Annotated in this window: 12 protein-coding genes and 1 pseudogene; 6 read left to right on the forward strand and 7 right to left on the reverse strand. The window is 69.3% G+C overall.

The annotated features are described in order from the left end of the window. From VI238_RS15305 to coaBC, 3 genes and pseudogenes are all read right to left on the reverse strand, one after another. Nucleotides 1–778 (reverse strand): annotated as a pseudogene (locus VI238_RS15305) (hypothetical protein); the annotation flags it as partial. A gap of 276 nt (nucleotides 779–1054) precedes the next feature. Continuing rightward, on the reverse strand, nucleotides 1055–1534 hold the full coding sequence (dut, locus tag VI238_RS15310; RefSeq protein WP_331652895.1) for a dUTP diphosphatase: 480 nt from the start codon (nucleotides 1532–1534) through the stop codon (nucleotides 1055–1057). Next, complete coding sequence (gene coaBC, locus VI238_RS15315; protein WP_331652897.1) at nucleotides 1531–2787, reverse strand: bifunctional phosphopantothenoylcysteine decarboxylase/phosphopantothenate--cysteine ligase CoaBC; 1257 nt, start codon at nucleotides 2785–2787, stop codon at nucleotides 1531–1533. The genes dut and coaBC overlap by 4 nt, the downstream gene beginning before the upstream one ends. A gap of 257 nt (nucleotides 2788–3044) precedes the next feature. Between coaBC and radC the strand changes: the two genes are divergently transcribed. The 4 genes from radC (at nucleotide 3045) to VI238_RS15335 (ending at nucleotide 7317) form a co-directional block, all read left to right on the forward strand. Next, on the forward strand, nucleotides 3045–3707 hold the full coding sequence (gene radC / locus VI238_RS15320; RefSeq protein WP_331652899.1) for a RadC family protein: 663 nt from the start codon (nucleotides 3045–3047) through the stop codon (nucleotides 3705–3707). A gap of 65 nt (nucleotides 3708–3772) precedes the next feature. Then, nucleotides 3773–4834 (forward strand): hypothetical protein, encoded by a 1062-nt coding sequence (locus tag VI238_RS15325; protein WP_331652901.1) that lies wholly within the window; start codon nucleotides 3773–3775, stop codon nucleotides 4832–4834. 195 nt (nucleotides 4835–5029) lie between these two features. Beyond that, nucleotides 5030–6715, forward strand: coding sequence for an arginine--tRNA ligase (gene argS, locus VI238_RS15330; RefSeq protein WP_331652903.1), 1686 nt, complete (start codon nucleotides 5030–5032; stop codon nucleotides 6713–6715). Then, entirely contained in the window at nucleotides 6715–7317 is a 603-nt protein-coding gene (locus VI238_RS15335) for an SPOR domain-containing protein (protein ID WP_331652905.1), read from the forward strand. Before argS ends, VI238_RS15335 begins: the two co-directional genes overlap by 1 nt. Here the strand turns inward: VI238_RS15335 and VI238_RS15340 are convergent. After that, nucleotides 7280–8950 (reverse strand): PQQ-dependent sugar dehydrogenase, encoded by a 1671-nt coding sequence (locus VI238_RS15340; RefSeq protein WP_331652907.1) that lies wholly within the window; start codon nucleotides 8948–8950, stop codon nucleotides 7280–7282. The two genes, VI238_RS15335 and VI238_RS15340, sit on opposite strands and share 38 nt — an antisense overlap. Further along, the gene (locus VI238_RS15345; protein ID WP_331652909.1) at nucleotides 8950–10293 is read right to left on the reverse strand and encodes a PQQ-dependent sugar dehydrogenase; all 1344 of its coding nucleotides are present in this window, start codon (nucleotides 10291–10293) and stop codon (nucleotides 8950–8952) included. Before VI238_RS15345 ends, VI238_RS15340 begins: the two co-directional genes overlap by 1 nt. Before the next feature lie 147 nt (nucleotides 10294–10440). Here VI238_RS15345 and VI238_RS15350 point away from each other — a divergent pair, with 147 nt between their 5' ends. Both VI238_RS15350 and VI238_RS15355 read left to right on the forward strand, forming a co-directional pair. After that, the gene (locus tag VI238_RS15350) at nucleotides 10441–12006 is read left to right on the forward strand and encodes a PQQ-binding-like beta-propeller repeat protein (RefSeq protein ID WP_331652911.1); all 1566 of its coding nucleotides are present in this window, start codon (nucleotides 10441–10443) and stop codon (nucleotides 12004–12006) included. Nucleotides 12007–12127: 121 nt separating this feature from the next. Further along, complete coding sequence (locus VI238_RS15355) at nucleotides 12128–13669, forward strand: PQQ-binding-like beta-propeller repeat protein (RefSeq protein ID WP_331652913.1); 1542 nt, start codon at nucleotides 12128–12130, stop codon at nucleotides 13667–13669. A gap of 41 nt (nucleotides 13670–13710) precedes the next feature. Here VI238_RS15355 and VI238_RS15360 read toward each other — a convergent pair whose 3' ends face one another. Beyond that, complete coding sequence (locus tag VI238_RS15360; protein WP_331652915.1) at nucleotides 13711–14577, reverse strand: NAD(P)-dependent oxidoreductase; 867 nt, start codon at nucleotides 14575–14577, stop codon at nucleotides 13711–13713. A 267-nt stretch (nucleotides 14578–14844) separates the two neighbouring features. Then, nucleotides 14845–16199: biosynthetic arginine decarboxylase (gene speA / locus VI238_RS15365; protein WP_331652917.1), on the reverse strand; the 1355-nt coding region annotated here is incomplete at its 5' end.

A 16199-nucleotide genomic window follows, 5' to 3' on the forward strand; every position in this document is an offset into this window, starting at 1 on the left:
TCTCTTCCTTCTTCTCGCTCCGCGTCGACGGCGCGGTCGCAGCAGCGGTTCTCGACGCCACCGGGGCCTCGGGTTCGGGCCCGGCCTTGAGCGCCTGCGCGAGCGTCATCTCCGGCTGGACATCCTTGGGCTTGCGCTGCAGCACGGCGACCGCGCGCTCGCGTCCGACACCGCGGATCCACAACGCGAGCGCGCCACCGCCAAGACAAAGCAGGCTCAGCACCAGCGAAGCGAGCAGGCTGTCGGTGAACATGATGAAGTACGCGGGCTCCGCCTTTCCGATGCGCAGCCGCGTGCCGGGAATCGGTTCGCCGACGTCGCCGATCGACGAGCCGCTCCGCTCGCCGACGCTGGCGATGACCAGATCGCCCTGGCCGTCCCCTTGGCGCAGCTCGAGCCGGGCGCCCTGTATGGTCGTATGCGAGAACGCGTCGAGCAGAGGCTTGAACGGCAGCTCGACGACCGCGAACGCGACAACCTGTTCACCGACGCGTGCAGGCATCGCGATCATCAGCTGCTGGCCGGTCGTCTTCTCGGTGCGCATTTCGGCCAGCGGCTGTTTCGGATTGATCTTCGCCTGCATCAATGCCGCGGCTTTGGCGTAGCCGATCGCCTTGAGGTCGCCGGAAAGCACCTCGTCGAGATCGGCGCTGAAGAATTCGGCATCGGTGGCAGTCGGCAGCAGGGCCCGCAGGGCGGCGGCCGCCGCCGGGCGCCCGTCCGCGCCGAGCCGCAAGGACTGCTGCACGCCCGGATCCTCAAGCGCCTGTTGCACCATGCGCTGCCTGTCGCGCACTTCGCCGGCGACCGCACCGATCGCCTCGGCCCGGGCGGCGTCCGCGTTGTCGATACCGCGCTGGGTCAACCACAGGAGCCACGTCTGCCAGGCCAGGAACGCACCGAAAACGAGCAGGAGCGTGCCGAGCGCGAACGGACCCAGCGTGCGCAGTGCGGGCGCCGCGCGCCGGGCGAGCTGCGCGAGCCGTTCCTTCGGGAATGCCTTGCCTGGTGCGCCCATGCCGTCCTCTTGATCCGATCCGCGCCACGAGCGCCGTCAATGTGTTCCCGAACTGCCGAAGCCGCCTTCGCCGCGTTCGCTCGGTGCGAACTCGTCGACGATCCGGAAGGCGGCCCGAACGATCGGCACGATCACGAGCTGCGCGATGCGCTCCCCGGGCGCGATGGTAAAGGTCGCGTTGGAACGGTTCCAGCACGAGATCAACAGCGGCCCCTGGTAGTCGGCGTCGATGAGCCCGACCAGGTTGCCGAGCACGATGCCATGCTTGTGGCCGAGCCCTGAGCGCGGGAGCACGAGCGCGCAAAGGCCCGGATCGCCGATGTGGAGGGCAATCCCGCTCGGAATCAGCGCACTCGCGCCCGCTTCCAGCGCGAGCGGCGCGTCGACCATCGCGCGCAGGTCGACGCCTGCGGAGGCGGCCGTCGCGGGCGACGGCAGCGGGAACTCGCGACCGAGGCGGGCGTCGAGGATCCTGAGTTCGATCGTTCGCGCCGCAGCGCCATCCGGAGCGCTCATGCGGGCACCTTGCCCAGGCGGAGGCGCGCGATGCGCGCGACCAGCGCGCGCGCGAGATCGGCCTTGCCGGAGCGCTCGAGCACGTCGCTGCCGCCGGGCCAGAGCAGGATCAACGCATTGTCTTCGCGTTCGAAGCCGAGGCCGGCCCCGACTTCGTTCGCGGCGACGAGGTCCAGTCGCTTGCGCTCGAGCTTCTCGCGCGCGTACTCCTCGACCCGCTCGGTTTCCGCGGCGAAGCCGACCACGAACGGGCGCCGTTCGAGCGCGGCCACCTCGGCGAGGATGTCCGGGTTCTGCACGAGGCTGAGTTCGAGGCCGCTGTCGCCCGACGTCTTCTTGAGCTTGTGCGGCGCGATGTCCCGCGGCCGGAAATCGCCGACGGCGGCGGCGGCGACGAACACGTCGTTCGCGCCGGCCTCGGCGAGCACCGCGTCGCGCATCTGTCGTGCGCTGCGCACGTCGATGCGGCGGACGCCGCGCGGCGTGGGGAGGTGCACCGGGCCCGCGACGAGCGTCACGTCCGCGCCCGCCTCGGCCGCAGCGGCCGCGACCGCGAATCCCATGCGCCCGGAGCTGCGGTTGCCGAGGAAGCGTACCGGATCGATGTCCTCGTACGTGGGACCGGCGCTGACGAGGAAACGCACGCCGACGAGTTCGCGCGGCCCGCGGCCGTCGACCAGCCTCGCGACGATCTCGTCGGCTTCGAGCAGGCGTCCGGCACCGAACTCGCCGCAGGCCTGGCCGCCCGATCCCGGTCCGAGCACGCGTACGCCGCGCGCGTGCAGCGTGGCCAGGTTGGCCTGCGTCGCCGCGTTCGCCCACATCTGCTGGTTCATGGCGGGCGCGATCGACAGCGGCGCCGCGGTGGCGAGGCAGAGCGTCGCCAGCAGGTCGTCGGCGAACCCGTGCGCGAGACGCGCGATCAGGTCGGCGGACGCGGGTGCGACCACGACCTCGTCGGCCCAGCGCGCGAGTTCGATATGGCCCATCGCGGCTTCGGCGGACTCGTCCCACAGGCTCGTGCGCACCGGATGGCCGGACAACGCCTGGAACGTGAGCGGCGTGACGAAGCGCGCTGCGTTCTCGGTCAGCACGACGCGGACCTCGGCGCCCGCATCGCGCAGGCGCCGCACGAGTTCGGCGCCCTTGTAAGCGGCGATCCCGCCCGACACGCCGAGCAGCACGCGCACGCCGGCGAGGCGCGCGCGCGACGGGGTGACCGGCCCCGGCGCGCCCGTATCGTCGGGCGTCATCGATCGATCCCCGCCTGCGAGGCGTCGGGTGTCGGCGCGAGCACGCACCCGCGATAGTCGAACCGGGAAGCCATGTAGCCAATCACCGACAGCTCAGGGGAACCCTAGCTTACTGAAAATCCGGCCGAGCGCCGCTGCGGCGCGGCGCAGGACGGGCCAGACTGGCCGGGCATGGACGAATGCCCCGACCGCCGCCGCCCCACCCCGTCGCCATGCGCGACGACGGGCGCGATCCCGCCCGGGGAGGGTGCCCGGGCATGAGCATCCGCGACTGGCCGGACGGCGAGCGACCGCGCGAGAAGCTGCTCGCACAGGGTGCCGGCGTTCTTTCGGACGCGGAGCTGCTCGCGATCTTCCTCGGCTCGGGCCGGCGCGGAAAGACCGCGGTCGATCTCGCCCGCGACCTCCTCGTCGCCGCGGGCGGTCTCAAAGCCCTTCTCGACGCACCGCGCGCGCACGCGTCCATGGGCGTCGTCGCCTGGTGCCGCCTTGCGGCCGCGCTGGAGACCGGTCGGCGCTACCTCGACGCGGAACTGCGCCGCGGCGATGCGTTGACCGACCCGTCCGCGAGCGCCCGCTACCTCAAGGCACGGCTGGCCGGATACCCCTACGAGGTGTTCGCCTGCCTGTTCCTCGACAACCGCCATCGGGTCATCGCGTTCGAGGAGCTTTTCCGCGGCTCCATCGACGGCGCGAGCGTTCATCCGCGCGAAGTCGTGCGGCGGTGTCTTGTGCACAATGCGGCCGCGGTCATCGTCGCGCACAACCACCCGTCGGGCGTCGCGGAACCGAGCGCGGCGGACCGCGCGATCACCGCGCGCCTGCGCGAAGCGCTCGAACTCGTCGACGTGCGCCTGCTCGATCATTTCGTCGTCGGCCAGGGCACGCCGACCTCGCTCGCGCAGCGCGGCTGGCTGTGACCCGCACGCGCGCGATGTCCCCCTTTATACTCGGACCAACGTCACCGCACTTCCAATCGACCGCCGTGATCCTCGCGTTCCCGAGCCGCTACGCAGCCGATGAAACGGAACGCCGCATCCCGGACGTCGCCACGGCTCGCGCGCTCGTCGGGACGGCGGCGGCGCCGGTCGAAGCGCTGCTCGCGCGCCGTCGCGCCGAGTGGGCCGTCTTCTCCGCGGCCGGCAACGGAACGCTGCTCGAACGCACCGAAGACGCGGTGCGACTCGGCCACGCCCGGCTCGCGTTCCGCCATGGCACGCTCGGCGGCGATTTCCACGCGTACCACAACGAGGGGCACGTGCTGGAGATCTGCGGCAGTCGCATCGATCGATTGCGCGACACGCTCGGGCTGCAGGCGCTGGCGCTGCGCGACTGGTGCGCGTTGATGCTGTTCGGCGCCTGCCACGACCTGCGCCAGCGCGAGGCCCAACACCCCGTCGACGGCATCGGCGCGAACGAGCGCGCGAGCATCGACGAGACCGGGCGCATTCTCGACGCGTGCGGATTCTCGCGCGAACGCGATGCCGACCTCTACGTCGCGCTCGAACTCATGATCGCGGGCAGCACGTTCGACGCGCGCGCGTCGGCGGGCGGCCACCCGTACAACGCGGCCGACCTCGTGCAGAGCGGCGGCGCGCTCGCCTCGCGCCTGGATCAGGTCCTCGACCGGCGGCATCCGGGATGGCGCGCGGAGCGATTCGTCGTCGCGGCCCAGCGCCTCGCGCTCGTCGCGGCCGACCTCGATACCGCGAACGTCGCCGAGCCGTTCGCGCGCTTCGCGAGCACGGCGGAAAACCTCTGCCGCGAACGCGAGATGCTGAGCGGACGCTCGCTCGCCGCCGGCGAGAGCGCGCTGCCCGTGCTCAACTTCCTGACCGACGGCCAGGATCGCTTCTTCTTCGAACTGCACCGCTTCCAGTCGGACGCCGGAATGGCCGCGTTCGGCCCCGGCAAGGAAGCGAATGCGCCGAAGCTGAAGGCACTGTGCATGGGCGTACGCGCACGCATCGCGGTGCAGGGGGCGCCGCAGACCGGCGACCAGGTCATCGAGGCGTATCGCGCGACCCTCGCCGACCTCACGGGCTGATCGGCGCGCCACGCGGGCGACGGTGCGTCCCTGCACCCGGGGCGCCGTGCGCATCCCGCACGCCACCCGCTCCATCCGGTCGCGCCCGCGATGATGGCGGCGATCGGCGACGACTCGATGACAAGGCGCGGCGCGGCCGCGCCGAACCGGTGCGGACCGCATACAATACGCGGCTTTTCCACGCCGGCCCGACCCGTGAAACATCAGCTCCGCGACCTCGTCCTCGCTGCGATCGCCGCCCTCCAGGCCCGTGGCGAACTGCCTGCGGGCGTCGCACCCGCGTTCGTCGTCGAGCGCACCAAGAACCGCGATCACGGCGATTTCGCGGCGAATGCGGCCTTGCTGCTGGCCAAGGCGGCGGGCCGCAAGCCGCGCGATGTCGCCGCCGCACTCGTCGCGGCGCTGCCCGCGCAGGCGGCGATCTCGAAGGTCGAGATCGCCGGCCCCGGCTTCATCAATTTCTTCCTCAGCCCTGCCGCGTACCAGGCCGAAGTCGGCGCGGCCCTCGTGAAGGGAAAGGGTTACGGTTGCGGCCACGCCGGCGACGGTCGAACCGCGGGCGTCGAGTTCGTCTCCGCCAACCCGACCGGCCCGCTGCATGTCGGCCATGGCCGCGCCGCGGCGATCGGCGACTGCATCGCGCGCGTGCTCGACGCGAACGGCTGGAAGGTCGTGCGCGAGTTCTACTACAACGATGCCGGCGCCCAGATCAACAATCTCGCGATCTCGGTGCAGGCGCGAGCGCTCGGCAGGGGCCCCGACGACGCCGGCTGGCCGGAGGACGGCTATCGCGGCGATTACATCAAGGACGTTGCCGCAGCGTACCTGCGCGGCGACAGCGTCGAGGTGGAAGGCCACGTGGTGGCCGGCGCGAAGGATCCGCACGACCTCGATGCGATCCGTCGCTTCGCCGTCGCCTACCTGCGACGCGAGCAGAACGCCGACCTCGCCGCGTTCGGCGTCGGCTTCGACGTCTATTTCCTCGAGAGTTCGCTGTACGGCGACGGCAAGGTCGACGAGACCGTGCGCGAACTCGTCGCGCACGGCCACACCTACGAGGAGGGCGGCGCGCTCTGGCTGCGTACGACCGACTTCGGCGACGACAAGGACCGCGTCATGCGCAAGTCCGACGGCTCGTACACGTACTTCGTGCCCGACGTCGCCTACCACCGCAGCAAATGGCTGCGCGGCTACGAGCGCGCGATCACCGAGCTCGGCTCCGACCACCACGGCTCGCTCATGCGCGTGAAGGCGGGCCTGCAGGCGCTCGACTGCGGCATCCCGCAGGGCTGGCCCGAGTACGTGCTGCACCAGATGGTCACGGTCATGCGCGGCGGCGAGGAAGTGAAGCTGTCCAAGCGCGCCGGCAGCTACGTGACCCTGCGCGACCTCATCGACGAGGTCGGCCGCGATGCGACGCGCTGGTTCCTCATCGCGCGCAAGTCCGACTCGCAACTCGTGTTCGACATCGACCTCGCGCGCGCGCAGACCAACGACAATCCGGTCTATTACGTGCAGTACGCGCACGCGCGCGTCGCCAGCGTGATGCGCCAGCTCGGCGAGCGCGGCCTCGCGTGGGATCGCGCGAACGGACTGGCGAACCTCGCGCGCCTCGACGGCGACGCCGAGCAGCTCGTGCTGGTCGAGCTCTCGCGCTACGCCGAAGTGGTCGAGAACGCGGGCGCGAACCTCGAGCCGCACCTCGTCGCGACCTATCTGCGCGAACTCGCGGCCGCATTCCACGGCTGGTACAACACCAGCCAATTCATCGTCGACGACGCGAACCTGCGCGACGCGCGGCTCGCGCTCGCGAACGCCGTGCGCCAGGTGCTGGCGAACGGCCTCGACCTGCTGGGCGTATCCGCCCCGGAGAGCATGTGATGGCAGCGAAGAAGGGACGCCAGGCGACGCGCGGCGGCAACGGCGGACAGACGCCGGCATGGCTCTGGCTGCTCGCCGGCATGCTGCTCGGCATCGGCCTCATGGCGCTCGTGCTCGTCAAGGACTGGGCGCCGCTGCTGCGCCGCAAGGACCTGCCTCAACCGAATCCGGCGGCGACCGCGCCGAAGGAAAGCGAGCCGCCGGTCGCCGAAGCGAAGCCGAAGAAGAACTACGACTTCTACCAGGTGTTGCCGGAAGCCGAGGTCGTGATTCCCGATGCCGAGCTGTCGGCGAAGGCGAAGGCCGAGCAGCAGGCACGCACGGCCGCGACGCCGGCGACGACCGCGCCCGCGCCCGCGTCGGGGCGCTACGTGCTGCAGACGGGCTCCTACCCGGACCCGAAGGCGGCCGACGAAGCGAAGGCGAAGCTCGCGCTCGCGGGCTTCGTCGCGCAGGTACAGCCGGTCACGATCAACGGCAAGACCTGGCACCGCGTGCGCCTCGGCCCGTATCCGAGCGCGAGCGAACTCGAGGCGGCCAAGCGCTCGCTCGCCGACAACGGCATCAATGCGATCGCGCTGAAGGAACAGCCCGCGCAGTGACGCTCGCCTGCGGCGTCCGCGCGGGCACCGCGTCGAAGCCGTCGCGGAACACGATGTCCGAAGCGCTCACGGCGAACGCCGCGTCGACCACGCAGTCGGCGACGATCGGCGCGGTCGTGTAGAGCGTGCCCGCGAGCGCGCCGCCGCAGCCGTCGACGGCGTCGATCGCGTAACCCGCATCCGCGTGCACGTCGAACGCGACGGTGCCGCCCTCGTCGACCTCCTGCGGCGTCGCCGGCGAGAGCGCGCCACCGGGTCCCGTGTGCGGCGTCACCGTGTGCGTGACCGTCGTCTGCGACGACGCGAAGCGGTAGACGACGCCGGTCGCGGTATTCGCGACGTAGAGGTTGCCGGCCTCGTCCTCGCCGAAACCCGAATAGGTGCCGTAATCGTTGGCGTCGTCGCGCCAGACCGTCGAACTCCACTGCCCGAGCCCGTCCGGCTTGGCGAAGAAGAGTTCGCTCGAGCAGGAATCGGCGTAGATGTACATGCCGCGCAACGGCACGATCGGGCCGCGGTAGCGATAGCCGCCGGTAATCGCGCAGCGACCGCTCGCGTGCGTGTACTCGAGCAGCGGCAACACGTTGGCCGCGATCGGCGCCGCGCACGCCTGGCTCGTGTTGAACACGGCCGTGCCTTCCATGCAGTGCCAGCCGTAGAACGGCGGCTCGCTCGAGCCCGCCGCGCGGAAGTCGACCTCCTCGTACTGGTTCTGGCCGACGTCGCCGATCCAGACGTCCCCGGTCGCGCGATCGAAGCTCCAGCGCCACGGATTGCGGAACCCGTACAGCCAGGTTTCGTCGCAGGTCTGGCTGCTTCCGACGTACGGGTTGTCCGGCGGTATCGCGTACTCCGCCGCGACGCCGGTCGCGGTGCCGCACATCTCGGCGCCGGCGATGCCGCCGCGCGTGTCGACGTCGATGCGCAGCAGCTTGCCGCGCAGGAAATACTGCGGCGTCGCCGCGCTCGTGCCGCAGCTCGCCGAGGTCGTGTCGTTCGGCTTCTTCCACAGGCACTCGGCGAGCCAGTGCGTGCCGCTCTCCTGGCCGCCGTCGCCCGAGGACATGTAGAGGTAGCCGTCCGGACCGAAATGGATGTCGCCGCCATTGTGGTACGACGGCGGCGAGTTGTCGGCGAGGCGCATGACCACGGTGCCGGTCGGATCGGCGACATCGGGATTCGCGGCCGAGACCGTGTAGCGTTCGAGCACTTCGTCCGGACCGCTGCCGAGGCACGTGCCCGCGGGCGTGCAGCCGGGCGGGCGCATCGAGACGACGTAGAACTCGTCGTTGTGCGGCATTCCGTCGTGGCCGTAGTTCGGATGGAACGCAAGGCCGAGCAGGCCGCTCGTGCCGCCCAATCCCGGATAGGTGACCGGCACGCTGAGGAACGGCGTCGGCAGCAGCACGCCATCCTTGACGATGCGGATCGTGCCCGCCTGGCTCATCACGAACAGGCGCCCGCTGCCGTCGTGCGGCGCGCGCACGCCGATCGGCGCGACGACCTGGTCGGTGACGACGTCGAGCGCGAGGTCTGCGGGAACGGTCTGCGCGGACGCGCTCGCGGCCCAGGCGAAGGCGACGGCCGCGGCAATGCGCGCGCGACGACGGGACGATTCACGGTGCGCGCGCATCAGTCGAAGCCGTTCGCGAAGATGACGTCGTCGTTGCTCGGCGAATGGAACCGGTAGATCTCGCCGCCGGAACTGGCGACGTAGAGATTGCCTTGCGCGTCCTCGCCGAAACCGTAGGTGTTGAGGCCCGGCGTGCCTGCGAGCGTCTCGAATGTCCACACCGTAGCGGCCGTGTTCGCGACGATGTAGATGTCGCCCGTGCAGTAGTCGCTGAATACGTACTGGCCGCGCAACGGCGCGATCGGCCCGCGGTAGACGTAGCCGCCGCTGACCGCGCAACCGAACGGCGCGGAGGCGTGCGCATAGTCGAGCTTCGGCACGACGCTGCCGGCCGGCCCACTGCAGCCGAGCGTGCCGCCCGGAAACGTGTGGCGGCCTTCGCAGGCGTTCCACTGGAAGTTCTGGCCTGCGCTGCCTGCGGACTGCAAGTCGACTTCTTCCCACGCGTTCTGCCCGACGTCGCCGATCAGGAGGTCGCCGGTTTCGCGATCGACGCTGAAGCGGTACGGATTGCGGAAACCCCAGTTGAAGATCTCCGCACACTCCTGCGGAAACTGCGCGACATCGCGGAACGGATTGCCGGGCGGAATCGCGTACGGCGCCGGCTGCCCCGGCGTCGCGCCGCAGAAGTTCGCGGGCGCGGAGGCGGTCGTCGCGTGCACGTCGAGGCGGATGATCTTGCCGAGCAGGTAGTAGGTGGGGCCCGAGCCCGACGTCGAATGACAGGTCGCGGGGTTGTTGTCGGCCTTCTTGCGCCCTGTGCACTGCGCGAAGCCGTTCGGGTCGTTCTGCACGCCGCCGTCGCCCATCGACCAGTCGAGGTAGCCCTGGTGGTCGAAGTGGAGGTCACCGCCGTTGTGGTTCCCCGCGATGTCCGGCACGCGCAGGATCACCGTGCCCGTCGGGTTGGCGACGTCCGGATTGCCGGCCGATACCGTGTAGCGTGCAAGCACCTGGTCCTCGCTGTCGCCGAGGCCGCTGCCGGTCGCGGTGTAGGTCACATAGAACGTTCCGTTGCTCGCGAACTGCGGATCGAACGCGAGGCCGAGCAGCCCCTGCTCGCTCGAGCAGCTCACCGCGACGGACAGGAAGGCCGTCGGCAACACGCTGCCGTTCTTCACCACGCGGATGTGCCCGGTCGTGTTCGAGCTACCGGGGTTGTCACAGCGCTCGACCACGAACGTGCGACCGCTGCCGTCGTCCGGCGCGCGGATCGCGACGGGCTCCGTGAACGTCGTCGACGCATCCGGCCAGCGCACGAGTTCCAGGTCCGCGGGAGCAATCGCCGCGTGCAGCGACGCGCTCGCGGCGAGAACGGCGAAACAGATTCCGATCCGACGCATGGGTGATCTCCGCAGGGACAGGAATGCGCGTTTTACCACGCCGCGTCGGCGGACGTGAAAGCCGTGGCGTGCGTCATCATCGCGCGGAGCGCCCGCGCGTACGATGGCCCGATGCGGCGGACGCCCGCCGATGCCCGGAGCCCGACGATGACCCGTGCCACGCTGTTGCGTTCCTCCCTCGCCGTCGCGATCGCGTTCGGCATCGCCGACGTCCACGCCGGCAGTTGGCCGCAGTTCGGCTACGACGCCGCGCACAGCGGGTTCAACGCGACCGAAACGACGCTCTCCGCCGCGAATCTCGCCGAACTCCTGTCCGTGTATCCGAACGGCGCGGCGCTCGCATCGTCGGTCGACAGCGCGCCCGTGTACCAGGGCGGTGTCGCGACGGCCGGCGGCGTGAAGGACCTGCTGTTCCTGCTCAGCAAGAACGGCCGCCTGATGGCGGTCGACGCCGCCGACGGCAGCGAAGTGTGGCATCAGTCGACGTCGGGGCCGCAACCGACGACCGCATCGCCCGCGATCGATCCGGGCCTGCAGTACGTCTACAGCTACGGCGTCGACGGCAGGGTACACAAGTACGCGATCGGGGACGGCAGCGAGGTCACGAGCGGCGGCTGGCCACAGACGATCACCTTGAAGACGAGCGTCGAAAAGGGCGCATCGGGCCTCACCATCGCCAGCTCGGGCAACACGCACCATCTCGTCGTCGTCACCGATGGCTACATCGGCGACGGTGGCGACTACCAGGGCCACCTCGTCTCGATCGATCTCGCGAGCGGCACGCAGCACCTGTTCAACGTCATGTGCAGCGACAAGGCGATCCACTTCGTGCTGAACGGCACGCCGGGCACCGACGACTGCGCGGGCCGGCAGAGCGGCATCTGGGGCCGCGGCGGAGCGACCTATTCGGCCGCGACCAATCGAGTGTACGTCGCGACGGGCAATGGCACGTTCAACGCGAACACGGGCGGCTTCGACTGGGGCGACAGCGTGCTCGCGCTGGCGCCGGATGGCACCGGCTCCGGCAACGGCCAGCCGCTCGACAGCTACACGCCGTCCAATTTCCAGAACCTGCAGAACGGCGACACCGACCTCGGCTCGGTGTCGATGGCGATCCTGCCGGTGCCCGCGGGCAGCACGGTCGCGCACCTCGGCATGCAGGCCGGCAAGGACGGCAAGCTGCGCCTGATCGACCTCGACGACATGAGCGGCCAGGGCGGCCCCGCGCACGTCGGCGGCGAGATCCAGCTCATCGACGTGCCGCAGGGCGGCAACGGGTTTCCCGGCGACCGCATGCGCGAGCAGCCCGCCGTGTGGGTCAATCCGGCGGATCATTCGACCTGGGTGTTCGCAGGCAACGGCAGCGGCCTGTCGGGTCTGCAGCTCGGCCTCGACGGCAACAACCGCCCCGCGTTGACGATGCGCTGGAACCGTGTCGGATCGTCGAACGCATCGACCTCGCCGATCGTCGCGAACGACGTGCTCTACCACGCGGGCCCGTGCGCCGACGGCGGCCTCTGCGTCACCGCGCACGATCCGCTCACGGGCGACGTGCTGTGGAGTTCGCCGCACATCGGCAACGTGCACTGGCAGAGCCCGATCCTCGTCGACGGCGCGCTCTACGTCACCGACAACAACGGCAAGCTGTGGAAGTTCGCGCTGCCCGCGGGCGACGTGATCTTCCGCAACGGCTTCGACGGCATGGTGCGCTGAGCGACGGCCACGCGAGGCGTGACCCGCTCCGCAGCTTCGACACGTCGCGCGTCGTCCTGGCGACCCTTCCGGCGTAGGATCGGACTCCCCTCACAGCGCCCACGGCGCCCCGGAGTCCGTCATGACGCGCTCGCACGCCCTGCTCCGCACCGCCCTGCTCGCCACCGGCGGGCTCCTCGCCGCCGAGGCCTTCGCGACCGACTGGCCACAGTGGGGTTTCGACCCCGCGCACAGCGCGAACAACACTGCCGAGACCGCCGTCTCCGCGGCGAACGTCGCGCAGCTCGAACAGAAGTACGCGGTCACGCTGACTGGCCGCGTGAATGCGGCCCCCGTGTTTGCGCAGGCGATCGCCACCGCGAACGGCACAAAGGACCTGCTGTTCGTGACCGCGCAGAGCGGCCGGATCACCGCGCTCGACGCGGCCGACGGCAGCGAGGTGTGGACGATGACGACGCCGGGCGGCCACACGCCGATCGAGAGTTCGCCCGCGATCGACCCCGACCGCCAGTACGTCTACAGCTACGGCGCCGACGGCAAGGTGCACAAGTACAGTATCGGCGACGGCATCGAGGTGACGAGTGATGGTTGGCCACACATCGCGACGCTCAAACCGCAGGTCGAGAAAGGTGCGTCCGGGCTCGCATTCGCTACATCGGGTGGCGTCGCGCGCCTGTACGTCGTCAATGATGGGTATATCGGCGATGGAGGTGACTATCAGGGTCACATCACCACGATCGACCTAGCAACCGGTTCGCAGCGCGTGTTCAATACGCTGTGCAGCGATGTGTCGGTGCACATGATCTTGAATGGTCAGAATGGCGTGAACGACTGCAGCGAAACCCAGAGCGGAATCTGGGGTCGACCCGGTGCCACATACGACGCCGCGACCGACCGCATCTACATCGTCACAGGCAATGGCCTGTTCAACGCGAACACGGGCGGGAAGAACTGGGGTGATAGCGTACTCGCTTTGCGCGCGGACGGCACCGCCGACATTGGCGGTCTGCCGCTCGATAGCTACACGCCTTCGAACTATGCGCAACTGGACGGCCAGGACGTCGATTTGGGTTCCGTCTCTCTCGCGATCGTTCCGGCGCCGGTAGGCAGCGCCATCCAGCATCTCGGCGCGCAGACCGGCAAGGACTCTAAGTTGCGCCTGATCGATCTGGACGACATGAGCGGCACCGGAAGCGCTGGCGGCGTCGGTGGCGAACTGGAGCTCATCAACGTCCCGATCTCCCAATCCGGACTGAAGACCCAGCCCGCTGTCTGGGTTGACAATAGCGGCGACGGCGCGAGCTGGCTCTACATCGGGAACAATAATGGCATTTCCGGCCTGAAGCTCACATTGGGCGGATCAAACATGCCGCATCTCCAGCCGACGTGGCAGAAGTCGACGTCGGCAACCTCGCTCGTGGTCGCCAACGGCGTCCTCTATCACGCTGGCGGCTGCGCATCCGGTACGTGCGTTGTCGCGCGCGACCCGCATGATGGAAGCGTGCTCTGGACCTCGCCCGCGGTCGGCTCGCTCAAGTGGGGCAGCCCGATCGTCGTCAACGGAGCGGTCTACATGGTCAACTACGCGAACCCGGCCATGCTGTACAAGTTCGCCGTGCCCGCGCCAACCGACATCATCTTCGCGAACGGCTTCGACGGCTGATCGCTGCTCGCGGGGCGGCGCCGCGCGCGCCGCCGTCGCGCTCAGCGCGGTCGCTTGAGGCGGATCAGCGCCGAGATGTCCTCGTCGCCGTGGCCCTGCGCGAGCAGCACCGCGTAGTCGGCGAGCGACTTCTCGATGACCGAACGGTCGGTGCCCGCGTCGAGCGCGAGCTGGCGCACGATCTTGAGGTCCTTGTGCAGCAGCGCGAGCTTGAAGCCGACCTTGAACTCGTTCCTGAGCATCGTCGCACCGCGCTTGTCGAGGAACCAGTTGCCCGCGGCACCGGCGCCGAGCGTCGGCAACAGTCGTTCCGGATCGAGACCGAGGCGTTCGGACAATGCAAGGCCTTCGCACACCGCCTGCGCGATGCCGGCGACGAGCACCTGGTTCACCGCCTTCGTGTTCTGGCCCGCGCCGACGTCGCCCATGTGGCTGACTTTCGCCGCATAGCAGGCGAGCACGGCGCGGACGCGCTCGAGCGCCTCCGCGTCGCCGCCGACCATCACCGACAGCTTGCCGTTCTTCGCGCCTTCGACGCCGCCGGACACCGGTGCGTCGAGGAACGCACAACCGCGCGCGGCGAGGATTGCGTGCGCCTGCTTCGCGGTCACCGACGACACCGTCGAATGGTCGACGACGGACGTGCCCGGGCGCGCGTGCTCGGCGATCGTTCGCGCGAGCTCGATCACGTCGGCGTCGGCGGGCACGCACAGCGCGATGACGTTGCACGCGCGAACGAGATCGGCGATGTCCTCCGGCGCGGCGACGGCGAACTCGTCCGCGAGCGCGCGCGCCTTGTCGTGCGAGCGGTTCCACGCCGCGGCGAGCAGGCCGGCGCGCGCGAGATGCGCGGCCATCGGCAAGCCCATCGCACCGAGACCGACGAATCCGGCCCTGATTTCGTTCATGGAATACTTCTCCAGCGTGCAAAGCTCAAAGATTGAAACACGAAGGACACGAAGGACACGAAGTAAAGCCAAGAACGAAGAAGGAAGATTGAAATACTGAGCTCACCGAGCACGCGGAGAAAGCGACAGACGAGGAACCAGGAGGTTTGGTCCAGGAGTTCTTCCTCTGTGTGCTCCGTGTGCTCCGTGTTTCAAGCTCTTCTCCGATCGTTCCTTCGTGTCCTTCGTGTTTCAGGCTTTTGCCTTTCCTTGCCTGGCGTTGCCTGGTCACTCGACAAGATAGGTGTAGCCCGTGAGGCCATGCTCGAGCGCAGCCTCGAGGCGCGCCGCCTCGTCCGCGCCGACGCCGACCGCGGCGATCTTGTCGCGGTAGGCCGCGCGCAGCGCGGCAAGGTCGTAGCCGACGTAGTCGAGCATGAGGTCGGTCGTGTCGCCACGGCGGCGATGGCTGAAAACGTAGCCGTCGCCGGCGAGTTTGACGTTGACCGCGTCGGTGTCGCCGAACAGGTTGTGGATGTCGCCGAGCGTTTCCTGGTAGGCGCCCACCATGAATACCCCGAGTCGATACGACTCGTCCGCGAGCGGCGCATGCAAGGGCAGGCTCACGTCGACGCCGTCGGCTTCGACGTAGTGGTCGATGCGGCCGTCGGAGTCGCAGGTGAGGTCGGCGATCACGCCGCGCCGATCGGGCGCCTCGTCGAGGCGCGCGATCGGCACGATCGGGAACACCTGGTCGATCGCCCAGATGTCGGGCGCGGACTCGAATACCGAGAAGTTGACGAAGTACTTGTCGACGAGCATCGCATTGAGTTCGTCGAGCACCTGCCGGTGCGCGCGCTCGTCGGGCTTGAGGCGCGCGCGCACCGCATTGACGATCGCGTAGTAGAGGTCGTCGAGCTGCGCGCGGTCCTCGAGCGACAGCTGGCCGAGCCCGTACAGCGAGTAGCCTTCGGCGAGCTGGTACTGCGCCTCGTGGTAGAGCTCGGTCGGCGGCGTCTGCTCGATCTCGCCGAGCACTTCGCGCAGGCGGCGCAGCACGCTCGGCTCGTCCGCGCGCGGCGGCGGGACCGCGCCGCGCGGCGCTTCCTCGATCTCGCTGACGTTGACGACGAGTACCGCATGGTGCGCGGTCAACGCGCGGCCCGATTCGGTCAACACGTGCGGCGCTGCGAGCCCGTTCGCCTTGCACGCCTCGGCGAGCACGCCGACGATCGCCGAGGCGTATTCGTCGAGGCCGTAGTTGATCGAGCAGTCCGAGCGCGAGCGCGTGCCCTCGTAGTCGACGCCGAGGCCACCGCCGACGTCCATGTGGGTGATCGGCAGGCCCATGCGCGAGAGCTCGACGAAGTAGCGCACCGCCTCGCGCATGCCATTGGCGATGTCGCGCACGTTCGACATCTGCGAACCCATGTGGAAATGCAGCAGCTTGAGCGTATGCGACAGCTTCGCCGCGTCGAGTTCGTCGAGCAGGGTCAGGAGCTGGCGCGGCGTGAGGCCGAACTTCGCCTTGTCGCCGCCCGAGTTCTGCCACTTGCCGGCACCCAGGCTCTTGAGGCGCATGCGCACGCCGAGCAGCGGTTCGACCCCGAGTTCGCGCGCCTCCTCGACCACGTAACGCAGCT

The organism is Dokdonella sp. (assembly GCF_036518555.1).
GTDB lineage: Bacteria > Pseudomonadota > Gammaproteobacteria > Xanthomonadales > Rhodanobacteraceae > Dokdonella_A.